20 protein-coding genes are annotated in these 26,022 nt (G+C 43.9%); 9 read left to right on the top strand and 11 right to left on the bottom strand.

Annotated features, from left to right (window positions below):
- Positions 1-125 precede the first annotated feature (125 nt).
- On the top strand, positions 126-614 hold the full coding sequence (locus DXK30_RS06780) for an Lrp/AsnC family transcriptional regulator (protein WP_057759684.1): 489 nt from the start codon (positions 126-128) through the stop codon (positions 612-614).
- On the opposite strand, the gene DXK30_RS06775 is transcribed toward DXK30_RS06780, so the two are convergent.
- The 5 genes from DXK30_RS06775 to DXK30_RS06755 form a co-directional block, all read right to left on the bottom strand.
- Positions 611-1,876 carry a YbfB/YjiJ family MFS transporter gene (locus DXK30_RS06775; protein ID WP_201507978.1) on the bottom strand — a complete coding sequence of 422 codons (1,266 nt, stop codon included), beginning with the start codon at positions 1,874-1,876 and terminating at the stop codon, positions 611-613. The two genes, DXK30_RS06780 and DXK30_RS06775, sit on opposite strands and share 4 nt — an antisense overlap.
- Before the next feature lie 128 nt (positions 1,877-2,004).
- On the bottom strand, positions 2,005-3,348 hold the full coding sequence (locus tag DXK30_RS06770; protein WP_114701045.1) for an ABC1 kinase family protein: 1,344 nt from the start codon (positions 3,346-3,348) through the stop codon (positions 2,005-2,007).
- A gap of 170 nt (positions 3,349-3,518) precedes the next feature.
- Positions 3,519-4,322, bottom strand: coding sequence for a HesA/MoeB/ThiF family protein (locus DXK30_RS06765; RefSeq protein ID WP_390178031.1), 804 nt, complete (start codon positions 4,320-4,322; stop codon positions 3,519-3,521).
- A gap of 47 nt (positions 4,323-4,369) precedes the next feature.
- The gene (gene prmC, locus DXK30_RS06760; protein WP_114701043.1) at positions 4,370-5,242 is read right to left on the bottom strand and encodes a peptide chain release factor N(5)-glutamine methyltransferase; all 873 of its coding nucleotides are present in this window, start codon (positions 5,240-5,242) and stop codon (positions 4,370-4,372) included.
- Between the two features lie 50 nt (positions 5,243-5,292).
- Complete coding sequence (locus DXK30_RS06755) at positions 5,293-7,209, bottom strand: AmpG family muropeptide MFS transporter (protein WP_114701042.1); 1,917 nt, start codon at positions 7,207-7,209, stop codon at positions 5,293-5,295.
- A gap of 765 nt (positions 7,210-7,974) precedes the next feature.
- On the opposite strand from DXK30_RS06755, the gene katG reads away from it, so the two are divergent.
- The 5 genes from katG (at position 7,975) to DXK30_RS12715 (ending at position 15,679) form a co-directional block, all read left to right on the top strand.
- Positions 7,975-10,158 (top strand): catalase/peroxidase HPI, encoded by a 2,184-nt coding sequence (gene katG, locus DXK30_RS06750; RefSeq protein WP_114701128.1) that lies wholly within the window; start codon positions 7,975-7,977, stop codon positions 10,156-10,158.
- Between the two features lie 361 nt (positions 10,159-10,519).
- Positions 10,520-11,449 carry a LysR substrate-binding domain-containing protein gene (locus DXK30_RS06745; protein WP_114701041.1) on the top strand — a complete coding sequence of 310 codons (930 nt, stop codon included), beginning with the start codon at positions 10,520-10,522 and terminating at the stop codon, positions 11,447-11,449.
- Positions 11,450-11,646: 197 nt separating this feature from the next.
- Positions 11,647-14,133, top strand: coding sequence for a membrane-bound PQQ-dependent dehydrogenase, glucose/quinate/shikimate family (locus DXK30_RS06740; protein ID WP_114701040.1), 2,487 nt, complete (start codon positions 11,647-11,649; stop codon positions 14,131-14,133).
- Positions 14,134-14,464: 331 nt separating this feature from the next.
- Positions 14,465-15,466 carry an LLM class flavin-dependent oxidoreductase gene (locus DXK30_RS06735; protein WP_114701039.1) on the top strand — a complete coding sequence of 334 codons (1,002 nt, stop codon included), beginning with the start codon at positions 14,465-14,467 and terminating at the stop codon, positions 15,464-15,466.
- A 48-nt stretch (positions 15,467-15,514) separates the two neighbouring features.
- Positions 15,515-15,679, top strand: a complete 165-nt coding sequence (locus DXK30_RS12715) for a hypothetical protein (protein ID WP_162799517.1) — start codon at positions 15,515-15,517, stop codon at positions 15,677-15,679.
- 110 nt (positions 15,680-15,789) lie between these two features.
- Here DXK30_RS12715 and DXK30_RS06730 read toward each other — a convergent pair whose 3' ends face one another.
- The 5 genes from DXK30_RS06730 to ispF all read right to left on the bottom strand — a co-directional run bounded on the left by DXK30_RS06730 (position 15,790) and on the right by ispF (position 21,099).
- The gene (locus DXK30_RS06730; protein ID WP_114701038.1) at positions 15,790-16,749 is read right to left on the bottom strand and encodes an AEC family transporter; all 960 of its coding nucleotides are present in this window, start codon (positions 16,747-16,749) and stop codon (positions 15,790-15,792) included.
- A 239-nt stretch (positions 16,750-16,988) separates the two neighbouring features.
- Positions 16,989-18,884 (bottom strand): tRNA uridine-5-carboxymethylaminomethyl(34) synthesis enzyme MnmG, encoded by a 1,896-nt coding sequence (mnmG, locus tag DXK30_RS06725; RefSeq protein WP_114701037.1) that lies wholly within the window; start codon positions 18,882-18,884, stop codon positions 16,989-16,991.
- 416 nt (positions 18,885-19,300) lie between these two features.
- Entirely contained in the window at positions 19,301-19,861 is a 561-nt protein-coding gene (locus DXK30_RS06720) for a hypothetical protein (protein ID WP_114701036.1), read from the bottom strand.
- 267 nt (positions 19,862-20,128) lie between these two features.
- On the bottom strand, positions 20,129-20,479 hold the full coding sequence (gene grxD / locus DXK30_RS06715) for a Grx4 family monothiol glutaredoxin (protein ID WP_057759647.1): 351 nt from the start codon (positions 20,477-20,479) through the stop codon (positions 20,129-20,131).
- A gap of 116 nt (positions 20,480-20,595) precedes the next feature.
- Positions 20,596-21,099: a 2-C-methyl-D-erythritol 2,4-cyclodiphosphate synthase gene (gene ispF / locus DXK30_RS06710; protein ID WP_114701035.1), complete on the bottom strand. Its 504-nt coding sequence runs from the start codon at positions 21,097-21,099 to the stop codon at positions 20,596-20,598.
- 374 nt (positions 21,100-21,473) lie between these two features.
- Between ispF and mnmA the strand changes: the two genes are divergently transcribed.
- Entirely contained in the window at positions 21,474-22,586 is a 1,113-nt protein-coding gene (gene mnmA, locus DXK30_RS06705) for a tRNA 2-thiouridine(34) synthase MnmA (RefSeq protein WP_240314088.1), read from the top strand.
- 212 nt (positions 22,587-22,798) lie between these two features.
- Complete coding sequence (gene purB / locus DXK30_RS06700; protein ID WP_114701033.1) at positions 22,799-24,190, top strand: adenylosuccinate lyase; 1,392 nt, start codon at positions 22,799-22,801, stop codon at positions 24,188-24,190.
- 180 nt (positions 24,191-24,370) lie between these two features.
- Here purB and DXK30_RS06695 read toward each other — a convergent pair whose 3' ends face one another.
- Positions 24,371-24,556, bottom strand: coding sequence for an NF038104 family lipoprotein (locus tag DXK30_RS06695; protein ID WP_057759633.1), 186 nt, complete (start codon positions 24,554-24,556; stop codon positions 24,371-24,373).
- Between the two features lie 190 nt (positions 24,557-24,746).
- On the opposite strand from DXK30_RS06695, the gene DXK30_RS06690 reads away from it, so the two are divergent.
- Positions 24,747-25,919, top strand: coding sequence for a cupin domain-containing protein (locus DXK30_RS06690; RefSeq protein WP_114701032.1), 1,173 nt, complete (start codon positions 24,747-24,749; stop codon positions 25,917-25,919).
- The last annotated feature ends 103 nt before the right edge of the window (positions 25,920-26,022 follow it).

The following is a 26,022-nucleotide window of genomic DNA, read 5'->3' as shown; positions in this document are numbered from 1 at the left end:
ACCATAATAATATCAAAGTTTAACAGAGAGAAACCTGCTTTCTTTTACTTTATTTTCTGTTATTTTAGTGGAAAAACACAATTTAGACATTATAATCGAATAAATTCACTATTAAGGCTTAAGAAATGCCAGATAATCATATTGATAGTACAGGGACTGCAGATATAGACGAGATAGATAGACAGTTGCTACGCTTATTGCAAACACAGGCGCGTATGAGCATTACTGAACTCGCTGAACGCGTCAACCTGTCTGCCACCCCTTGCGCACGTCGTATCAAACGCTTAGAAGATGCAAACATTATCACTGGCTACCATACCAAAACCGATGCGCAAAAACTTGGCTATCCGCTAGCCGTGTTTATTGCTATTAGCATGGATCGTCATACAGCAGAACGTTTTGAGCAATTTGAACGCAAAGTTCAGAGCTTTGAGGAAGTCATTAGCTGTAGTATTGTCACAGGTCGCACCGAAGACTATCTGATTAAGGTTAGAGTACGTGATATGACACATTATGAAGAGTTTTTATTACATCGCCTCAATCGTATCGAAGGCGTGGCCCAAGTTCATACCAGTTTTGAATTACGAGAAGTATTTAGCCGTAGCGTGGTTTAGACGATCTTAGCTGTCTTTGGCGACTGTCGACGAAACCATACCAATAGTACAAATCCGATCATTAATCCGATAGCAGCGACAAGCAACCCTGCATTGAAATTGCCATCCTTCCCTGCCAGTGCCACTGTCACCAAAGGTCCCAAAAACTGCCCCAATGCATAAGCCAACGTTGCCAAAGCAATCAGTAAATTAGAATAGGCAGGGTTGATGTTTTTAAATAAAGTCAGTGTCATCGATACCATACCGACAAAGGTCAATCCCAAAATCGCAGCATTGCCATATAATCCAAGTGCACCATCAAACCATATCGGCAAGCACATGCCAAATGCTTGCAATACTGTTAGCCCCATTAAGGTTTTTATCTCACCGATACGTTTAGCAAGCGCGCCCCATAGAGGGTTTGACAACATCGCAAAAATACCAACGACCAACCAAATCATCAATCCAGCATACGTCTGTGTCGTTAGACGCTGCGCTGCCATGACTGGTAAAAAAGTCGCTGAGCTAATATAACCAAACCCTGCCAGTACGTAGCTGACGAAAAGTAAAGTAAGCGCTTTATGATGTCCAGAGATGGCCTCATATAAGGAGCGTTTAAAGTTCAAATAGGCCTGGTGCACTGACACTTGCTGTTTAACATCAATCTGTTGCGAATCAACAGTCTCTACCTGTCTCGGTTTTACTGCATACAGTAGCCATATCAGCGGTAAACTGGTGACGCCTGCTACTAGCCAAATTACATCGAAGTGATAGCCTAATTTTAATAGACACCATGTCACTATGGCAGAAGCGCTAATACCAACGCCAATACCTGCATAGTGGACTGCTGATAATACAGAACGGCGCTCAGGGCTAAGGGTTTGAATCACAAAAGATGAGCTTAGAATCATCGCCACACCACTTGCAATGCCTGCAATTAAGCGAATGATATACCATAGCGTGAGCGACATATTTGGTATGACGAGTAACATCGTGGTGACAACACTGATAATCGCCCACAGCGTCATCGCCTGCCATGTCGAGCGCTGAGGTACAAACATGGCGATAAGAGCGCCAATAAAGTAACCGATATAATTGATTGATGCCAGCCAGCCAGCAATCGTCGTTGATAGCGACAATTGCACCATAATATCAGGTAAGGTGGCGGTAAAAAGAAAGCGGCCATAACCCATGACGACTGCCATGCAGTACATACCGATACAGGCAATGGCAGCTTCGTTAGTAATCGTCGGGACCATACGGCTTTTAAAAGCAGTCATCATGACAGAGCCATTTTTGCGGCAATTAGCACACAATCCTTTGTGTTAGACAGTCAAAAGCAGTAATAAATAAACGCAGAAATAGAGAAGTTATCAGATGTATTAGGCCAGCATAAAGTTATTATAGAAAACTATAATACGTCTAACGTTGGCGTATCTACCGTATCCTGTCCTAGCATTTGTACCCGCTGATCGCTAAACATATCCATATCTGGAGCTAGCGTACGCATAAACCGATCAAAATACAACATCTGTTTGGTTAATAGAGCAAAGTCGCGTGGGAAATGGATGCCATGACGTTTACCAACCTCAACAATCTCAAGCATCATTTTATTCAGCTCATCGGCTTGTTCTTTACTATTAAACGGTACACCACTGGTAAAGGTCTTATCTTCTGCCATGATGGTTGTCATCATTCGTTGCAAGTCATTCCCCAGTGCAGCCACATCGACTTTATTGCCACCATGCGTCATCTCCATATCAATCATATGGCGAGCCATGGCTTGATAGTCACTGTCTTGCATGGCTTGCATCATGCCCATACATGCACGCCAGCTCTCAGCTTTGAGCTTACCGACGATACCAAAATCCAAAAATCCAATACGGCCATCAGTCAATAGCATTAGATTACCAGCATGTAGATCCGCATGGAAACTATTGCATAACATGAGACTGGCAAACCATGTGTTTAGAGTGTCTGCCATGACTTGCGCAGGATCTGCACAGTATTGGCGCATGAGTGACTCATCGACCATAGAGACGCCATATAGACGGCTCATTGTTAGGACACGCTTGGTAGTCAGCTTTTCATAGACAGTTGGTGCAACGACACGAGTATTACCTGATACCGCTAAGAACTGCTGAAAATCGCGGATGTTCTGGGCTTCAGCGATAAAGTCAGTCTCGGCAAGCATACGCATGCGAATCTCATCAATAATCGGCGCAATACTCGCAAACTTCATCGATGGCATCAGTATTTCAAGTAGCTTAGTTACGCCATGCAATACGCCTAAATCAGTCTGCATGATAGTCTCGACGCCAGGTTTTTGTACCTTTAGCACCACTTCATCGCCATTGTGCAGACGTGCCGCATGAACTTGAGCGATAGAAGCTGATGCTAGTGGCTCTGAGTCAATATGCGCAAACGTATCATCAAGTGTCATGCCGTCAGTCGCTAGCTCTTCTTTTAGCACTTGCTCGATATAAGCATAAGACAATGGCGTGGTTTGATCCAAGCAGCTCTGGAAAGCCTTGACATAATCACGTGGAAACAATGACGGCGTACTGGCGATAAATTGACCGATTTTGATATAAGTCGTACCTAACTGCTCAAAGGTTTCTTTGAGTAGCATCGCGTCAGGTTTCTCACCTTTTGCCACTCTTAGCGCAGACAGACCTGCTACGCTCGCTGTTTGGCGAACACGGTTCATGACATTAAAAGTATGCTTTAATAAATGTGGACGATGAATTTTCATAAAAAACAACTATGGTAATAAGAAGGATGTTTGAAGATAGGCAGTACAATATAAAAATGCGTTAAAATCAGATTACTCAGTTATAGTCTGTTTAATATAATTTGGATACAAGGAAGGCAAGTGAAAGTACTACCAGTCGTAGACTAAGCAAGCCTGACACCGTATCCAATTTATAGAGAGCTCACTATAGGACTGCTACAGACAGGACACTGTGGGTCTTTTCGATACCCCATCAGTCTCTGCTGCATTTGGCTACCATCCCATATGAGCAGCTTGTTTGTCAGTGGATTTTTGGTTAATCCTAAATATTGTAATGCGGCATTGGCTTGCAGATTCCCCATGACGGCAGTGGTACTGGCAAGCACTCCTGAATTGGCACACGTACGTTCGTCAGCGGCTTCGTCGAGCACTACGGAGCCAAACACGCAATGATAGCAACCAGTGTCGAGCTGAGGTTCGAACAGTGCTAGCTGCCCTTGCATCGCAATTGCTGAGGCAGATAATAGAGGGATCTGGTAGCGTACACTAATACGATTGATGATGTCGCGCGTGGCAAAATTATCCGTACAGTCTAAGAGTAAGTCAGGCTTGCAGGCTGCTATATCGAGCAATTCATAAGCGTTGTCTTCATCTAATCGTGCGACTGTGCCGTAAGTCTTTATCAAAGGATTGATGCGCGCTAACATATGCGCTGCGGTCAGTGCTTTAGACTGACCAATATCTTCTGGCAAAAACAGCGTCTGCCGTTGTAAGTTGCTCGCCTCAATTTCGTCATCATCAATCAGGTGGACGTGCCCCACTCCAGCACGTACCAATGTCTCAGACGCAGGGCAACCTAGCCCGCCTGCCCCTATTATGACCATACGTGCTGTCTTTAATCGCAGCTGAGCATCCATATCCCAACCGTCTAATAAAACTTGTCGAGCATAACGCAGCAGCTCATCATCAGATAGCTGTACCATCTCCTCTACCATATTCATCTACAACCTATAATCAAAGAAATCTACTATCAAGAAACTATCTATTGGATTTGCCCTAGCGTGACGCGATCATTATCACCGTAATCTTTTACGGTATGCACTGACTCAAAACCACTATTCAAAAACAACTTGCGAACAGCATCCCCTTGATCATAGCCATGTTCAATAGCTAATAATCCACCTGTACATAGATAGGTTGTTGCCTGCTGGACGATATGATCGATATCAGCCAAACCCTGATTGGGCGCACTCAACGCGCTTATCGGCTCAGCTGTTAGACCTGCCAAATGCTCGTCTGTCTCGTCAATATAAGGAGGGTTAGAGACAATGATATCAAACTGGGGCTCATCATTAGTAGGTAGCGCTTGATACCAACTGCTTTGGATAAACTCAATATTGGCAACATTATTGCTCACGGCATTGTGCTGAGCAACTTTGAGCGCCTCTGACGATAAATCAACCGCCACGACTTGCCAATTAGCGTGTTTTAATTCATGGGCAAGACTGATAGCGATACAACCTGACCCTGTTCCCAAATCTAGCAATCGTTTGTTACCAAGTTGCGCTGGCTGAGCGTTTATCCAATTCAATACTTGCTCGACCAGTACTTCGGTATCAGGCCTAGGAATCAAGGTATGCTCGTTGACACTGAAGCTCATCGACCAAAACTCCTGCTGTCCGGTTAGATACGCAAGCGGCATGCCTTGCTGCATTTTTACCACACCGTCATTGAACCGTGCGACTTCACTATCAGTTAGCTGATAATCTTCATCCGTCATTAACGCTATCGCAGGCTTATCAATGACATGCAATAACCAATCAGTGAACCAAAATGACGGCGGCTGATTATCTGACTCACCATTCGTTAGTTGTTGAATCTGCTGCTTGATTTGACGAATGGTCGATATGGTCATAGATAGCTCTTAAATAACAGTGAATGAATAAAGGTAAAATACTGTTTAGCCTACTCTGATGCGCGTGGTGGCTCTTTGGTATCGGTCAGGTTAGGATTGGTTTTGCTTAGCTTGTCACCTATTCCATTACCCCCGCTACCATCATTATTGTCATCGCCATAAATATCATCGTTATCACCAATGACAATATGTCTATCGACAAAGTAGATCAGTGCCAGAATTGGAATACCAATAGCAAAGGTAAAGATAAAGAAAAATGGATAACCCATATTATCGACGATAGCACCTGAGTACCCACCCATCACTTTTGGTATCAGGGTCATCAATGAGGAAAAAATCGCATACTGTACAGCAGTAAAACGAATCGATGTCAGTGCTGATAAGAAAGCGATGAATACAGCGCTAGCAAGGCCCGCAGCCAAGTTATCAAATATCACTGCCATATACATGATCGGCAGGCTACCTGGGTTATATGTCAATACCACAAACAACAGGTTGGTCGCACACGCTAAAATCGCACCAATCATCATGGCATGCATGATACGGAAACGTTGAGCCAAAATCCCGCCCAAGAAGCCACCTGCAATTGCCATAATTACACCGACCAGTTTTACGGCATTGGCGATATCTGTTTTGCTAAAGCCCATATCTTGATAAAAGACGTTGGAGATCACGCCTGCGACGATATCTGAGATACGGTATAGTCCAATCAAGGCTAATAGCAGCAGGGCTTTTTTGCCATAACGTCGGAAAAAGTCTAAGACAGGCTCAATCCAGGTTGCCATGGCCACTTCTTTTTTTACCAGTCCTACTTGTACCAAGGCATAACCTGCTGCCATCGCCGCGCCTAGGCTTACTAATAAGTGCAAGGTTTCTACAAAGAAGCTAGAAAACGCGCCTTCGAACTCTGGCAGGACTTGCCCCATCAATATATAAGCAGCGATAAAGGCAATCACTGAAAATACAAACAACGCTACTAGTCTGACGTAGTCTTCACGAGTTTCAGCGACCAACGGGGCTTTGTTAATGATTTTTGGTTGATTGATAATAAAGTACAGCAATAATAATGGCGCGCACGCGACCAATGCTAAAAAGTAAAATTTAATCGCTGGCATTACCATTAGCGGTATCAAGGCCACTGTGCTATCAAATACTGTATTGATCAAAATATTAATCAGGTAAATAACACCAAACAGCAGGCCTGGGATAAGCAGTAACGCTGAATAAATCAGGAATACTTTTAAGTTACCCTTTTGCTTTTTACTTTGCAGGGTCTCAGCAGTTGGCTCATAACTGGCAAACGTCGTTAATACCCCTAACGTCATAACCCCTGCCATGATGTAATAGGTGTTGCGCCACGCTTCATAACTATAAAACGTCTCATTTGAACCGAAATAATCAGCTAAATATAACGCCCCTGCCCCTGCGACAATCATACCGATACGATAGCCTGACACATAGATAGAGGACAGAATAGACTGCATAGACGGCGGCGCAAGCTCAATACGATACGCATCAATCACGATATCTTGCGTCGCAGAAGAGAACCCAAGCAGCACGGCCGCGCCTGCCATATAAACCAAGACGTCTTCGCTAACAGGATTTACCCTTGCCATCAAAAAAATAGCCAACACGATAAGCAGCTGTGATACCACCATCCAGCTACGACGACGCCCTAGCCATTTGGTCAAAAACGGCACAGGAAGCGCATCAATCAATGGCGCCCAAATAAATTTGAACGAATACCCTAGGGCTGCCCAGCTGAACATAGTGACCACACTACGATCAATACCTGCTTCTCTCAGCCATAGCGACAGACTTGAGAAAATCAGCAGAATGGGTATACCCGCTGAGAATCCCAAAAATAGCATAATAATGACACGAGGATCGAGATAAGCTTTTGTGGCCTCGCCCCATGACTTTTTGGCAATTGGTTGATTGGGCGGTACAGATTTCACAGCAGACATAATAACTCACCAACAATTCAGACAAATAACACAACCATGCACAATTTTTATCAATCTTTAGAATCAGTTACCGACAAAAGGATCGATAAAAATTGCTCTACGTTGCACCAATATTATGATTACAACAAAATCCAGTTATGGTACTTGAGAACCTTTATCTTGACTAGGTGTTTTTGCATTAACTTAGCGATTGCAGGCCATGTGCAATCGCTTATATTTCTTAATCGTAACGCAAAAAACTGCAGTGTCTTATCAAGGTTATCTTAGCTCTCTTTTTTATTGCTAATTTCTATTTTGAAAGATATCTGACAATGACATTATTTATAGGTAATATAAAGATAGTAGTAAAATTGACGCAGGCTTTATTGGTTGAGTGCAATCTATTGCTTTACTCTTAACTGGCGATAATAAGCAAGGGCGTTAATAAAGATTTAGATAAACAAAACATCAAGCTTTTTATGATTGGTAATTTAAAACTTATAATTCTTATATATTAGTTTTATAAATATACTCAGCTTAGCTATGCTTTGTACATAAACAACGATTACCAAGATTAACGGTTTGTTCTTTCTATTATCATAGCCTAGGAGTTACAACATGTCCGACTCAACCAATAACATTGCCCCAGATGCTGCGCGTTGTCCTGTAGATCACGAAAGCAATAATAATGCATCAACCAATACCACCTATGATCAGGGTGATGGTCAAGGCCCAACGATCCATAGCGAAAACGTTGATAACTCGCACGAGCCTCAGCGTCCTAGCATGGGCGGCTGCCCTGTTATGCATCAGGCACATACCACCACTGCTTCTGCTGCGACAGATTGGTGGCCAAATGCACTGAACTTAGACATATTGCATCAGCAAGACAAAAAGACTGACCCAATGGGTGAAGGCTTTGACTATGCTGAAGCCTTTAAACAGCTAGATCTAGAAGCGGTCAAAACTGACCTAAAAAACCTAATGACTGAGTCACAAGAATGGTGGCCAGCGGATTGGGGTCATTATGGCGGACTGATGATTCGCATGGCCTGGCATTCAGCTGGTACGTATCGCGGTGCTGATGGTCGCGGTGGCTCTAATACTGGCAACCAACGCTTTGCACCATTGAACAGCTGGCCTGACAACGTCAACCTTGACAAAGCCCGTCGTCTATTGTGGCCAATCAAGAAAAAATACGGCAATAAATTATCATGGGCCGATTTGATGATTTTGGCAGGTAACATGGCTTATGAATCTATGGGTTTCAAAACTCTAGGATTTGCTGGTGGCCGTGCTGATATCTGGCATCCAGAAAAAGACATCTATTGGGGTTCTGAGCGCGAATGGTTAGCCGCTACTAAAAACCGTTATGACAGCGACGAAGACCGCGCGTCGCTAGAAAACCCACTAGCAGCCGTACAAATGGGCTTGATCTATGTCAATCCTGAAGGTGTCGATGGCAACCCTGATCCGCTCAAAACAGCGCAAGATATGCGTACTACCTTTGCTCGTATGTCAATGAACGATGAAGAGACTGTCGCTCTAACCGCTGGTGGACATACCGTTGGTAAATGTCACGGTAATGGTGATGCGACGATACTAGAAGACGAGCCAGAAGCCGCTGACGTCAAAGAGCAAGGTCTAGGCTGGCGCAATCCTAAAGGTCGTGGTAATGCAGGTGATACCGTTTCAAGTGGTATCGAAGGCGCATGGACCACCAACCCTACCCAGTGGGACCACGGTTATTTCGAGCTACTATTGAACCATGAATGGGCACTGACCAAAAGTCCAGCGGGCGCATGGCAGTGGGAACCAACTGACATCAAAGAAGAAGATCGTCCACTAGATGCTCATGATCCAAGTGTACGTCGTAACCCCATCATGACTGACGCAGATATGGCGTTGAGCAAAGATCCTATCTATCGTGAGATTTCAGAGAAGTTCCATAACAACCCAGAGTACTTTGATGAAGTATTCGCTAGAGCGTGGTTCAAACTGACTCACCGCGATTTGGGACCAAAATCTCGTTACTTAGGTGCCGATGTACCAAGCGAAGACTTTGTATGGCAAGACCCTATTCCTACAGGTAATGCGGACTTGACTACTGATGATATTGCAACGCTAAAGTCGCAAATATTAAACAGTGACATTAGTCGTCGTGAATTGATTATCACAGCATGGGACAGCGCTCGTACCTTCCGCGCTTCGGACTACCGCGGCGGTGCAAATGGTGCACGCATCCGTTTAGCCCCACAAAAAGACTGGGCAGGCAACGAGCCAGAACAGCTACAACGTGTACTTGAGACATTGACCAGCATTCAGTCTGGCTTTGATAAAGACGTTAGCTTAGCAGACCTTATTGTATTGGCTGGTAACGCCGCTATTGAACAAGCAGCAAACGATGCAGGCGTAGATATTACTGTACCGTTTAATCCAGGTCGCGGCGATGCTGACGCTGAAATGACTGACGCCGAATCTTTCGCTGATTTAGAGCCGCTACATGATGGTTATCGTAACTGGATTCAGGGCGACTATGCGGTATCACCAGAAGAGATGCTACTTGATCGCACGCAGCTAATGGGATTGACAGCACCTGAGATGGTCGTATTGCTTGGTGGTATGCGAGTGCTTGATACCAACCACGGTCAGAGCCAACATGGCGTCTTTACTGAACGTGCTGGCGTGCTTACCAATGACTTCTTTGTCAATTTAACAGACATGAACTACACATGGCACCCTGTAAAAGCAGCCGACAATACTGCTAATAGCTACGAAGTACGTGAGCGTGGTACAGGAAACGTCAAATGGAAAGCAAGCCGTGTAGACTTGGTATTTGGCTCTAACTCTATATTACGTGCTTATGCTGAGCTATACGCGCAAGATGATAACTTAGAGAAATTCGTTCGTGACTTCGTCCGCGCTTGGAACAAGGTTATGAATGCAGATCGCTTTGATATTGCAAAATAAACCAAGCTTGAAGTTGGTCAGTATCAACTAATTATCAGTAGTAAATAATTTTATAACTAACGAACAGCTATCTTTTAGAAGGTAGCTGTTTTTTTATGCTTAGTTTTTTATGCTTAATGATGACCGTTCTTTATGAGTTGTTAAGTCAAATGGTTTCACTGACTAAGCAGCATTTACTGAACGAATAATTTTTTAGCATTGCAAAATACAAATTCTATATTCATAATTATCATAAATTGATAGCTATTTATTATATACAAGAATAATAGCTTTGTTTTACACTACTTTATTACTGTATGTTCAGACATTTTTACTTTCATATACAGACGAGGTTTGTATATTTATACAATAGGATTAAGTTATGGCAATCGACGTAGTGGTCAACCAACGGCATTTGCAGATTCAGCTCAAACAGCTAGAAACAGTATGGCATACGGTGATTAACGGTTATAACTTAAGCCAAGCGGCGACCGTGCTACATACCAGTCAATCAAGCTTATCAAAGCATATTGCTGCGCTAGAAAACCAGTTAAAAACGGAAGTGTTTGTGCGTCAAGGCAAACGCCTGACGGGACTGACCACCATGGGCACAGCGCTCATGCCTCATATCGAGTCTATCTTTGCTGAAATCCGTACCATTGAAAACCTCAGTTTAGATTTTAATAATCCAAACATCGGTACGTTGACGATTGCCACCACTCACACACAAGCGCGTTATGTACTGCCGCAAGTGGTTAAAGAGTTCAAAGATCGCTTTCCTAAAGTAAATTTGATTTTGCAACAGGCAGATCCTGAGACCATCGCTCAGATGGTCATACGTGGTCAAGCCGATATCGGTATCGCCACTGAGTCTTTGCTACATAATAACTATCTTAGATGCTACCGTTACTATGACTGGACGCATCGGGTCATCGTACCGAGTGATCACGAACTGGCTAGCCAAGAGTCTATTGACCTGCCCACACTTGCCAGCTATCCGATTGTGACTTATCACGGTGGTTTTACAGGACGCGGCGCGATTGACAAGACGTTTGATGAAGCAGGGTTAGAGCCAGATATCGTATTAGCGGCACTTGATGCCGATGTAATCAGCACCTATGTCGGTCTGGGCCTAGGTATTGGTATCATCGCAGAAATGGCATTTGAGCCAAGTCATTACCAAAACCTGACTGCCATACCCGTCGATCATTTTGGTCGCTTTACCAGTTGGATGGCGGTACGCGATGATGCAGAAATCCGCCAATATGGACGTGCGTTCATGGAGCTGTGTCAGAAACAATTCGACAACTAAAACTAAGCCACTAAGGAGTGGGTCTTACCTTACTCCACCTTTACTGAGCTTAAGCATAAGTGATAAAATAATGTCTAGAACGTTATTCAACGTTTTATTTTTCATTTATGCATGTATTGCTGGACGCCTAGCTAATAACCACTGGGTGTCGATCACTGCATGTCCATTTGCTCTTATATAAACAGGTGGTACCGCTCATGGAAAAACTCATAGCGATCATTATGGCAGTATTTGCCGCCCCCTTGCTTATTGGCGGCGCTTATTTGCTCTCTCTAGGCGGTAGTCCTTACTATCTTTTTGCTGGCGTTATTATGCTGACGACAGCTTTTTTATTGTTTAAAAAACACTGGAGTGCTTACGGACTCTACGCAATCTTTATCGTAGTAACTGTGGTTTGGGCACTTTGGGAATCCGGATTTTATTGGTGGGGGCTAGCGCCTCGAGTTGGTTTCCCGCTCATATTTGGTTTGCTCATGCTATTGCCATGGGTATCTAAAAAAATGCATGGGTCTAGAGCTCAGTTAACAACGAGCGCTGACCGTACTGCCGCATCAACTGCAGACACTGCTAAGAAAAATCCGCTGTACTATTGGGGATTGCTCGCTAGCGTGGTTGTGGGTGCACTGCTCTCTTTTGGCAGCTTAGCAAACAACGCCACTGATAAATTAGGCGAGCTTGATTTGACTGGTGCAAACGATGATGAGCAAAACGTCAGTTCAGATGAGACGTCTGCTAACCTTGGTGATCCACTATCAAATGGTCAGCAGACTCCAGATGGCGAATGGAGCGCGTATGGTCGTACTGATTATGGACAACGCTATTCTCCTTTATCTCAAATCAATACTGATAATGTCAAAGATCTAGAGCTGGCTTGGCAAATCCAAACAGGTGATGTTAAAGGCCCTAATGATGTTGGTGAGACCACTTATCAAGCAACGCCACTAAAGACTGGCAACGCTTTATATATGTGTACCCCTCACAACTGGGTAATGGCATTGGATGCAGACTCTGGTGAGACACTATGGAAATTTGATCCAAAAGTAGAGAAAAACCTACAACGTCAACATCAAACATGTCGCGGCGTCTCTTATTATGCGGGTCAAGCGACCAGTCCTGTGCAAGTACAAAAAATTGCTGGTAATACCTTTGAAAACGCATCTAAGCAATGCGATGCCAAGATATTTATCCCAACTTCTGATGCGAAACTATATGCACTCGATCCAAATACTGGGCAACGCTGCCAGGATTTTGGTGATGATGGTGCATTAGACTTGATGCATAACATGCCATTCAATCAAGCAGGTTACTATTATTCTACGTCACCACCAGTTATCGCGGGTGATACCATCATCGTAGCTGGTGCTGTCAATGATAACTATGATGTTAACTCGCCTTCTGGTGTGATACGTGCGTATGATGTCAATACCGGTGAGCTTCTTTGGAACTGGGACTCAGGTGATCCTGACAATACAGCACCTTTCGATGTTAATGATCCGACTCAAACATACAAAACTAGCTCACCAAATTCATGGTCAACTGCCAGTGCTGATGAAGAGCTTGGATTAGCATACTTCCCAATGGGTAACCGTACGCCCGATCAGCTAGGCAGCTATCGTAACGCTGCTGAAGAAAAATATGCAACATCTGTGGTGGCATTAGATATCAAGACAGGAGAAGCGCGCTGGGTACAGCAGTTTGTCCATCATGATCTATGGGATATGGATACGCCAGCTCAGCCAACATTATTAGATTTAGATACAGCTGATGGTGTTCAACCTGCTTTGGTTGTACCGACTAAACAAGGTGATGTCTATGTCTTGAACCGTGCTACAGGTGAGCCAATTGTACCCATCAAAGAGCGTGATGCACCGCAAGGCTACCTCATTGCAGGTGAACATGCGGCCCCTACTCAGCCATATTCTGGTTTGAGCTTTGAGCCTGAAAAACTGACTGAAAAAGACATGTGGGGTGCCAGCCTCATCGATCAGATGATGTGCCGTATTGAGTTCAACCAACTCAATTATGACGGTCGCTACACGCCACCATCAACCAATGGTAGCTTGGTCTATCCTGGTAACTTTGGTACCTTTAACTGGGGCGGTATCGCTGTCGATCCTGAAAATGGCGTGATGTTCGGTATGCCAACTTACCTTGCCTTTACCTCAAAGCTCATTCCCAAAGAAACACTTGGAGATGTCGAAACCAATAAAGGTGAGCAAGGTGTAAATTCCAATGAAGGCGCGGATTACGCAGTAGAAATGGGACCGTTTTTATCACCGCTTGGTGTACCTTGTCAGCAGCCACCATGGGGCACAATCGCTGCTGCCAACTTAGCTACAGGCGAGATTGCTTATCAGCGCAAAAACGGTACGGTACAAGACCTGTCTCCTATTCCAATTAAATTGGAGCTGGGTGTGCCAGGTATCGGTGGACCTATCGTCACTAAAGGTGGACTAGCCTTCTTATCAGCAGCGACAGAAAATAATTTCCGAGCCTATGATCTGAAAAATGGCGATGTGCTATGGAATGTTCGTATTCCAGCAGGCGGTCAAGCAACGCCAATGACTTACTTGAACTCTAAAGGTGAGCAGATGGTAGTCCTAGTCGCAGGTGGTCATGGTTCAGTTGGAACCACTATTGGTGATTATATCGTAGCCTACAAACTGAGTGATAAAGATAAATAGTGCTTTATTTAGCTATGAAAATAGCAATGATTTGACTTATTGTTTTTTGATAAAAGATTCACTAAAAAAGCAGGTAACCTAGGTTGCCTGCTTTTTTTAATGCCATAACATAATGCCGCGAAGTTCTCTTATCACCTTACTTATGGTTTATCTATCGCTTATTTTTACCAACGACAACCTTTATAAATACACCTTAATAATTGTTAAGTGAGCTTAAAAACAGAGTTAGCCTACTTTGTTATGATTCATTAACAGTGACTAGCGGCACTTGAAACTACCACTCTCTATAAGCATATCAATAGAAAATAATTTACACTCTACTGGAACATTTATGAATAACAAAATTCCTTTATCTTTCTTAGATCTCGCGCCTGTCCCTCAAGGCAAAACCATCGCTGAAGGCATCGCTCAAACGGTCGAAACCGCGCAGCAAGCAGAAAAATCAGGTTTAAACCGCTACTGGATGGCAGAGCATCACAATATGCCGGGCATCGCCAGTGCAGCCACTTCAGTACTACTATCGCATATCGGTAGTCAAACTGACCGTATCCGTATTGGTGCTGGCGGCGTCATGCTACCGAACCATGCCCCTCTCGTGATTGCTGAGCAGTTTGGTACTTTGCAGGCATTATATGGCGACCGTGTAGACTTAGGTCTAGGCCGTGCACCTGGTACTGATGGCGCGACGTTTCAGGCACTACGTCGACAAATGAAAGATGCAGAACGCTTCCCACAAGATGTCCAAGAGTTGATGTATTTCCTAGGTAATGATACAGATGGCAGTCCTGTACAGGCATTTCCTGGTGCAAAATCAGGTGTGCCTATCTGGATATTAGGCTCTTCTCTTTTTGGAGCGACCTTGGCTGCACATTTAGGGCTACCTTATGTGTTTGCCTCTCACTTTGCCCCTCAAATGCTTGGGCAAGCAATTGAGGCTTACCGTGAGCAGTTTAAACCATCTGTCTATCTAGATAAGCCTTATGTAATGCTGGCTGCAAACTTACTATTGGCAGATGATGATGCAACCGCTCAGTATCACTTTACTTCAGCACAGCAGAGCTTTGTACGTTTGCGCCGTGGGGAAACAGGTCAGATGCCCAAGCCTACTCACGATATGGACAGTATCTGGAGTCAAGCAGAAAAAATGATGGTAGATAATGCATTGTCAGTATCATTCATTGGCTCTGTCGAAACGGTCAAGCCGAAACTGGCTGCGTTTTTGGCCACATATCAGCCCGATGAGTTGATCGTAACGGCTAATATCTATGACCAAGCCACCCGTGTCCGCTCACTTGAACTTACACCGGAGCTAAACTTATTTACTTTACAATGAAATGAGACACTTGCATAATTATTGATGAACCTTAGCTGGATTTTTGACATGGAAGCAACTCCTATTATCAGTGCGTCGCTCATGATTGGCTCGTCAATATTTATGTATATTATCGCCTTTCTTGCGGTCATGGCTGTCGGTGGTTATTTGACCTACCGTACTAGTCCAAAGCGCAAGCAGCGCCGTGAAGAAAAGCGTAATAGTGAACGCTAAGTTAATACCAAAAGCCCTCTTTTCTTATTTGAAAAGAGGGCTTTTTTAATGCTGTCAAAGTTAGGTAAAGCGAAAGTACTTACTTATTTAAAAATAGTATAAAATCTGCATTACATTAACCCCAGCGCACGTAACGTCGCTGCTCCAATAGCCATGCCAAACATGCCGACAACGGTAGTAAAGGCAAGTATATTGGCAGCGAGTACATCATTGCCACCCATTGCTTTTGCCATGACATAGCTGGCTGCAGCCGTTGGTGATGCGACCATCAAAAACAACACCCCCATATGCACGCCTGATAGCCCGAACCCAAGTCCAACAGCGATCGCGATTAATGGTGCGATGACAATTCGACCAATACTCGCCTGCATGGATAAGCCCGAAGGATGCAACATAGACTTTAGATTAATACTAGCACCTGCACAGATCAGTGCTAGCGGCAGAGCCACCGCTGCCAGTAAATCACCAGTCGTATGAATCACACCAGTGAGTGGCGGTAGTGGCAGTGCCTTATAGACGAATGCCCCAACCAATGCCAAAATCAGAGGATTGGTCAGTAATTTTTTCACAATCATCGTACCGCGACTAACCCATGTGTCATCCACACTTTTGGATACGCGACTCAAGGTAATGACTGCCAAGATATTAAACAGTATTGTCACTACGCCCATATAGACAGCACCGATACTTAATCCTTGCGCGCCATAAGCGTTGGCCACGGTTGCAAGGCCAATGATGGCCATGTTGCTACGGAATACGCCTTGTACAAACACGCCTTGGTCTTCAGGACGCTTGACGAAGCGTTTGGCATAAAACTCTGCGCCAATAAATAATATAAACGTCACCAAGATACCAACAAGGATAAGCGTAATTTGCTTACCATAATCGACGTCGCTATCGACCACGCTAAAAAACAATAAACACGGCAAGCAATAATTAAAGACAAAACTTGATGCCTGATCGATAAAAGTTTGGCTTGCCTCACCACGTCGTTGCATAAAAAAACCCAACCACATTAAGGCAAGGTTGGGTAAAACAATGGTAATAGCAAAAACAATAGCATCAATCATAAGTAGACTCAGTTCGGTGACAAGCCCATCAATATATGGACATCAGCGAGACAAATTAACAAGTAGTAAGAAAATTTACTGACCTAGTATAGAGACAAAGTAGTAAGTAGGACAAGGTTACATGTGACTTTCTTTCAAAATCGACTGTTTTTTTGACAAACAAAAGCCCGTAACGAAATGTCGTTACGGGCTTTTTATACTATAAGTACTTTATTATAAAAGGCTTTATTACATAGCTGTTATGAGTCCAATGCAGCTTTTGCTTTTTTATGCTTTTTAACCGTCATTGCCAATAACTGAATGGCAGCAGGGGTTACACCGCTTACACGTCCCGCCTGAGCTAGCGTCGCAGGACGAACTTGCGTGAGTTTCTGTACAATCTCGTTCGATAGACCTGACACGATACTATAATCAAAGTCTAAAGGTAGCGCCGTGTTTTCTAGTCGCTTCATTTGATCGATATCTTCTTGTTGACGGTCGATATAGCCTGCGTATTTGACAGAAATCTCTATCTGCTCACCCACTTGTGTATCGACCTGCGAATCAGTAATAGCAGCGATATCAGCAAAATGTATCTGCGGACGCTTGAGCAAATCAAAGGCTGTCGCTTCTTTGCTAAGCATCTCTCCTGTTTGCTCTGTCACTTTTTTGCCTAGCGCATTAGCAGGGGTTGCCCACATATCTTTTAGGCGTGAAGTCTCTGTCGTGATCGCTTCCATTTTTTCTTGATAAGCCTGCCAGCGCACATCGTCTACTAGACCTAGCTTACGACCAGTCTCTGTCAAACGCTGATCTGCATTGTCTTCACGTAGCAATAAACGATACTCTGCGCGGCTCGTAAACATACGATACGGCTCGGTAGTACCATGGGTAATCAAATCGTCAACCAACACGCCAAGATACGCTTCATCACGGCGCGGTGTCCACACGTCAAACTCGCTGTTATTAGTGGTGACCAATGCTGCGTTTGTACCTGCCAATAAACCCTGCACGCCCGCTTCTTCATAGCCCGTCGTACCATTGATCTGGCCAGCAAAATACAGACGATCAATAGACTTAGTTTCTAGCGTTGGCTTTAGGTTTTGTGGATCAAAATAATCATACTCAATGGCATAACCTGGACGAGTAATATGGGCATTTTCTAACCCTTTCATACTATGAATAAAGTCTAACTGCACATCAAACGGCAAACTGGTTGAGATACCATTTGGATATAACTCATGCGTGGTCAGACCTTCTGGCTCGATGAAAATCTGATGGCTGTCCTTGTCTGCAAAACGGTGAATTTTGTCTTCAATCGATGGGCAATAACGTGGGCCCACGCCTTCGATTTTTCCAGAGAACATTGGTGAACGGTCAAGGTTTTCACGAATGATGTCATGAGTACGCGCATTAGTATGCGTAATATAACAATTGACCTGTTCAGGGTGCATAGAGACGTCACCCATATAGCTCATCACTGGCAATGGCGTATCACCCGGCTGTACCGTCATTACACTGAAGTCAACACTACGCGCATCGATACGTGCCGGCGTACCCGTTTTTAGACGACCAACTGGCAGCTTAAGCTCACGTAAACGATCTGCTAATTTGATAGACGGCTGATCCCCTGCACGCCCACCATTGGAGTTTTCTAGACCAATATGGATAACGCCGCCCAAGAAAGTCCCTGAGGTCAGTACCACTGTTTCGGTCTTAAAGATAATACCTGTAGAAGTCACGACTGCCGTCGCACGGCCGTTTTCGACCAAGATATCATCAGCGGCTTGCTGGAATATATCTAGGTTTGGCTGGTTTTCTAACGTATGGCGGATAGCCGCTTTATACAAGATACGGTCTGCTTGCGCACGCGTGGCACGAACGGCAGCGCCTTTGCGACTATTTAGTACACGAAACTGGATACCTGCTTTGTCCGTGGCCAATGCCATTGCACCGCCTAGCGCATCAATCTCACGTACTAGATGCGATTTACCGATACCGCCAATCGCAGGGTTACAGCTCATCTGCCCGAGCGTCTCAATATTATGCGTCAACAATAAGGTCTGTGCGCCCATACGTGCAGCCGCCAGAGCAGCTTCTGTACCAGCATGACCACCGCCGATCACTATCACGTCGTAATGTTTTGGGTATTGCATATGTGCCTCACTTGACTCATAACGCTGCTAATTGCCATATCCTATGTTCAAATAAGAAAACAGGCAGCAAATAAACGTCAGTCGAATTTATAAGAAGATAACGACTCAGATAAGTCGTTCATAATTGGTTAGGGCGTGTTCTTATTTTGAAAATGGTGATAAAAATGAGGTAAATTGCAGTCAAACAAGGAAAGTAGCGCAGATAATATCAGGATATTAACCAGCTATTTGACATAGTTTGGCAATATTTAACCATTTTTAGCCCATTCAGATGCTTTTGTTCAGATTAAGGACACGCCCTGAATAACCCATAATTATAACAATTTTTTGATACTTAAAAAATGTTAGAACAAAAACTATTAAAATTAAGCGAAAAGTTCTCTACTCTAGTTACTGTCTTGCTAGTTGTCGCCTTACTAGTTACTGTTTTGATTATTATTTTGGTTATTATTGCCAAGACTAAGCGGTACGATCTGATCTGATTGCCCACTAGACAGCATATGATGACTACCATACCCTTCTGGATTGATTTGTAGATAGGCGTTCATTTGACCAATCGCTTCACCATCATCACTGGCTAAAATCTGCTCTTTGATGAGATCAACTGGCGGTAACGGTAAGTTTTTAAGCAATGCCAAGCGCTGATGGTTATCACCCTTGTTGACTACCAACTCGATAAGCTGACGGGCATCGATTGGCAAATCAGGTGTGTTTTGTGCTAAAAGTGCCAAATGATAAGCACCTGCAGGATCTTGGTCTACAACGATACGCTGCTCGATAGCCACATATGTCGCTTCAGTTGCACCACCTGCCACACTAAGCTGATGAATACATTTAAGTGCTGAGTATGATTCATTGTTGGCAATCTCAATAATGCGTGTCGATTCATTTTTCAAACGTTCACGGCGCTTTTCAATCGCCGCCTGCTCAGCCGCTTCTCTTTGCTCATTTAACTGTTCGCTGGTTTGGTTATTCATAAAGTTCTCTTACTCATCTGATAATTATTATTTATATCGCTGGTATCTTGGACACTATATGGGGGTAAATCCTATAAAAACAACGAAACCTAATGACATACGCGAGTGGCAATACTAATGGGGACAATAATAAATACGGTACTAACGTTACTAATAGCGACAATAAAAAAACCCAAACAGCCATTAAATGACTATCTGGGTTTACTGTGCTTGTAACTTGCAAAGGCTAATTGGACATTAAAGACATCCAATTCGCACTTTCAAGTATTAAGCAGCAGGGCTGTTTGCTTCAACCAATGGCTTTAGCTCGCCTGATTGATACATTTGCAAGATGATGTCTGATCCACCCATCAGCTCACCATCAATCCATAACTGCGGGAACGTTGGCCAATTCGCGATTTTTGGCAACGTTGCACGGATTTCTGGGTTTTCTAAAATGTTTACAAACGCAAATGGACGACCAATCTGAGTCAACACTTCGATAGAGCGCGCAGAAAAACCACACTGTGGAAATTGCGGTGTGCCTTTCATGTAGATAATAACTTTATTGTCACGGATTTGATCACGGATCAATTGTTCAACGTCGTTTGCAGCAGTGTTTGGGGTTTGCTCACTCATAAAAGCTCCTATTGATAAAGCGGTTCATTAAAATGATTATTTATATAAAATAATTGTGTAAAGATGTGGCTGATACATGGGGCGACTGCCGCTGTATTACAAGCACGAATTTCTATCTATATAGGTTCGATAGCATTAGGGACTAATAATACCACGGCATTGGCCATGATGCCCTCTTGACGACCCGTAAATCCCAATTTTTCAGTCGTGGTCGCTTTCACGCTGATATTGCTAATATCTGTTTGCAGGTCACTGGCGATATTAGCTCGCATTGCTGGATTATGCGGCGCTAACTTTGGACGCTCGCACATCACCGTAATATCAGCGTTGCCTAGGCTATAACCAGCCTCTTGCACTTTACTATAGACATAACGCAGCAGTACTCGTGAATCCAATCCAGCATGTGCCGCATCGGTATCGGGAAAATGCTGCCCAATATCGCCAAGCGCCAATGCACCAAGTAGCGCATCAGCAAGTGCGTGCAAGACCACATCCCCATCAGAGTGTGCGAGCAAACTGTGAGTATGCTCAATAGGCACGCCCGCTAGTATGACATATTGTTGCTGCTGACCATTATTATGGAAAGCATGAACGTCGATACCTTGACCAATTTTTATCATTATTATTCCAAGATGAGTTAAAGGTGATTAAAATAATTCAAAACCACTATCTGAATTTTCAAAGTGGTTTTACTAGTAGCCAGACACCATCGGTCGCCACCAGTTTCAATTAACTGGTATAATATGACGTTTATTTTATCATAATACCAGATCCAAAAGACAAGCTGACGTTGTTATGCTGAGACTACGTCTTGTAGTGATTACATAACACTTATCGTCAATATGTACTTTGGATAACGTATAAATAGTTGAGCCGTTTTATGTCAGCCATACAAAATACCTCAAGCACAACCGTTTCTGAGTCTTTTAATGCTCATCGCCCTTTAACACTTGCTGATGTCGAAAATCCTAGCACCAAGCATGTAATCGTCGGTATGTCAGGCGGGGTCGATTCTTCTGTATCAGCCGTGTTACTTCAGCAGGCAGGCTTCAAGGTCGAAGGCTTGTTTATGAAGAACTGGGAAGAAGATGACGGCACCGAATACTGTACGGCGATGGATGATCTAGCAGACGCGCAAGCCGTATGTGACAAAATCGGTATGAAGCTGCATACGGCTAACTTTGCTATGGAATACTGGGATCGCGTATTCGAGCACTTTTTGGCGGAATATAAAGCAGGCCGCACTCCAAACCCTGATATTTTGTGCAATAAAGAAATTAAGTTTAAGGCGTTTTTGGACTATGCGTTGACCCTTGGGGCAGATTATATCGCTACTGGTCACTATACGCGCCGCAGTGTGAACTATACCAATGCCGAAGGTGACGAGGTTGCACAGTTATTGCGCGGACTTGATAATAATAAAGACCAAAGCTATTTCTTGCATGCGGTTGGCGGTGACAAAATCGCCAAAACGCTATTCCCAGTCGGCGAGCTTGAAAAGCCAGTGGTACGTCAGATTGCTGAAGAGCATGACCTAGCGACGGCTAAAAAGAAAGACTCTACAGGTATTTGCTTTATTGGTGAGCGCCGTTTTAAAGACTTTTTACAGCAATATCTGCCTGCACAAAAAGGCGAGATACTTACTGATGATAATAAAGTCATCGGTACTCATGATGGCCTCATGTATTACACATTGGGTCAACGCGGCGGCATCGGCATTGGTGGCGTTAAAGACCGTCCTGAAGAACCATGGTTTGTATTGGCAAAAGACTTAGAGAAAAACAGGTTAATCGTCGGTCAAGGGCATGAACATCCCATGCTAATGAGCAACGAGCTAAAAGCCTATAAGCTCGATTGGATCGACGGTTTACCACCTGCGGATGTGTTTAGCGACGAAGGTCTAGCCTGTATGGAAAAGTCTCGCTATCGCCAGCCAGACCAAGCGTGTCGCGTATTTGCGATCAATGCTGATGGCAGCAAAGTGCGTGTGGTATTTGATGAGCCACAGCGCGCCGTCACTCCTGGTCAGTCAGCGGTATTTTATATTGATGAAGTATGTCTGGGTGGCGGCGTGATTGAATCTATCGATGCACCTTGCGGATTTTAATTGATTCCTAAGACCCAACTTAAAGCACAGATGTGGATGCAGTGAATAGATTGATTTTAACGAGCGTCAACATCGCTTTATTTGCATAGACCGCTTTTTTAATATCATATTTCTGCTATATTACGCGCAACGATTTCTACGTCGTTTATTATATGGTAATTTTTTATCTAGACTCTTGCAGTTTTTTATTTCATAACTACTGAGGCATAACCATGACCCCACTTACCGCTCTCTCTCCAATTGATGGCCGTTACGCATCAAAGGCTGACAGCTTACGTCCTTATTTGTCTGAATTTGGTTTGATTAAAGCTCGTGTGACCGTTGAAGTTCGCTGGTTACAGTCATTGGCTGACAATGACGCGATTGGTGAGCTTGCAGCATTTGATAAAGATACCAATGCGTTTTTGGATAGCATCGTTGATGACTTTAGTGAAGCCGATGCCCAAGCTATCAAGGACATCGAAGCGACGACCAATCATGATGTAAAAGCGGTTGAATACTTCATCAAAAACAAATTCCGTGGTCAGGACGCACTCATTGATTCGCTAGAGTTCATTCACTTTGCTTGTACCAGTGAAGATATCAACAACTTGTCATATGCCTTGATGCTCAAAGACAGCCGCGAGATTGTGGTTGCTAAAATGCAGCAAGTGACCGATAGTATCGTTGATTTGGCCATTACTCACGCCGAGCAGCCTATGTTATCACGCACACATGGTCAGACAGCCAGCCCAACGACCCTTGGTAAAGAAATGGCAAACGTGGCCTATCGTCTCGCCCGCCAAATCAAACAAATCGGTCAGGTTGAGCTATTGGGTAAAATTAATGGCGCGGTTGGTAACTATAACGCTCATTTTTCAGCCTATCCTGATGTAGACTGGCAATCACATGCTGAAACCTTCATCGGTGAGCGTCTTGAGCTAACCTTTAACCCTTACACCACTCAGATTGAGCCACATGATTATATCGCTGAGTTGTTTGATGCTGTTAAGCGCTTCAACACAATCTTGATCGATTTTAACCGTGATATTTGGCAATATATCAGCTTAGGCTATTTCAAACAGCGTCTAAAAGACGGCGAAGTGGGTTCTTCTACCATGCCGCATAAAGTCAACCCGATTGACTTTGAAAACTCAGAAGGTAACTTGGGCGTTGCAAATGCGATGTTGGCACATTTGGGCGAAAAACTGCCTATCTCACGTATGCAGCGTGATTTGTCAGATTCTACCGTATTGCGTAATATCGGTGTTGGTCTGGCACAAAGCATGATCGCTTTTGATGCTTGTTTAAAAGGCGTTGGTAAACTTGAATTGAATGCACAGCGTTTGAATGACGACTTAAACAATGCACAAGAAGTATTGGCTGAGCCAATTCAGACCGTAATGCGTCGCTACCGTGTGGAAAACCCATATGAAAAGCTTAAAGCATTGACCCGTGGTAACGCCATGACTCGCGAAGCCATGCTAACGTTTGTCGAAAGTGATGAGTTGTCTGCCGTGAGCGACGCTGATAAAGCACGTCTACGTGACATGACACCGGCCACTTATATTGGTAATGCCACTGAGCAAGCACGCGCTATTAAAGAATGGATTGCCAAGCTTTAATAACTAATAAGAGCATACTGATAATAAGATCGGACTAGAAAGGTAGGAGCGCCTAGTATTATTTACTCGCTCCTATCTTGATAGCTATTGTCTAAATAAACAGTAACCTTACTTTGAATACTATGACTGGTTTTGATTCGATTGCTTTTGATTCAAAACCCATAGTCGATAAGTAAGGTTTTATTTTTTATCATCATCGTCATCACTGTCGCCCGGTATGATAGCTTTACCCACAGCAACGGTTCCTTTGACCACGCCTTTGGTAGTTTTATAAGCGATTTTTGCGGGTACTGTGACAATTTTATGGACACAGGCCTGTAGCAAAAATACGCTAGCGATGATGACAACAAAATGCAGCTTTTTCATAACGTTCCTACGATTGAGTGGGTGCTCTGCTAACAGCTATTATTTTGATAATCGTTATTGCTTATATGTACTATATAAACGTCACCAAAATAATAGACATCAAATAGATGACAATCTTAAACTATTAAAACCTTCCTATAAAGCATCCCTTATTATTAATCTTGTACACCGCCAAAATATGGATTTATCAATGACTTCTATCCCTCTTTGTTTACCCGACTCTATCACGCCTGAGCAATTCCTGACTGAATATTGGCAAAAGAAGCCACTGCTTATTAAGCAAGGGTTGCCGCAGCTAGTTGATATGTTTGAGCCAGATGACATGATTGGTCTTGCACTTGAAGAAGATGCTAGTGCAAGACTGCTGACACAAGCAGCCAGTAAAAAAGAAGGTCAGGCACAGTGGCAACTCAAAAAAAGCCCACTGAGTGAGACTGATTTTGAAAACCTACCAGAGCAATGGACCGTATTGGTACAAAATCTTGAACAATGGTCACCAGAACTTGGTCAGTTGTGGCAAGTATTTGACTTTATTCCGCAATGGCAGCGTGACGATATCATGGTATCTTACGCACCAGCAGGTGGTTCGGTTGGTAAGCATTATGACGACTACGATGTATTTTTGGCACAAGGCTATGGCTCTAGACGTTGGCAGTTGGGCAAGTTTTGTGATGACCAGACAGAGTTTGTTTCTGATGAGCCTTTACGCTTGTTCGACGACATGGGTGAGCTTATTTTTGATGAGATACTAGAAGCGGGTGATGTGCTTTATGTACCGCCTAAATTATCACATTTCGGTGTAGCACAAGATGACTGTCTGACTTTTTCATTTGGTTGCCGCCGTCCAAACCTGATGCAAATCATCGATAGTGTGGCCGATATTGCGACTAACGACAGCAAGCTGTTTATCCCGATGCTACTACCGCAAGCACTACAAGCGTCAGGTGAATTGCAAGCAGATAGTATTGCCGCTATCAAGGCGCAATTGCTAGAAATGCTACAATCTGATCGCGGTGATGATATGATTCGCCAAGCAGTTTCTGAAGTGGTTAGTAAACGCCAATATGATGCGTTGATGCCAGAAGAGACGTTAGATACCGATGAGCTAATACAGGCCCTATCAGAAGGGGCCACATTGCAGGCGGACTATAGCAACCGCCTACTCTATAGCCAGACCACTGATGGCACCGTGCTGTATGCCAATGGTCAACGCATCGATGGGCTTGATGAATCGGCGATAGCAGTACTAGTACGCTTGGCCAATGGTGAAGCATTACAACATAGCGACGTCACCGATGTTGATGCAGATGATTTGAGCGAATGGCTAGAAAACGGTTGGGTATGGGTTGATATTGCTAAATAACATCCTGTCATCAGGCTTCAGTTAAACAGCATAAATAAAAAAACCGCTATCTGATAATTACTCAGATAGCGGTTTTTTCTTATACATCTTATGCAATCACTGG

Source organism: Psychrobacter proteolyticus, assembly GCF_003350005.1.
GTDB lineage: Bacteria > Pseudomonadota > Gammaproteobacteria > Pseudomonadales > Moraxellaceae > Psychrobacter > Psychrobacter proteolyticus.
The sequence above is the reverse complement of the archived record's forward strand: the minus strand, read 5'-3'. Positions and strand labels throughout refer to the sequence as shown.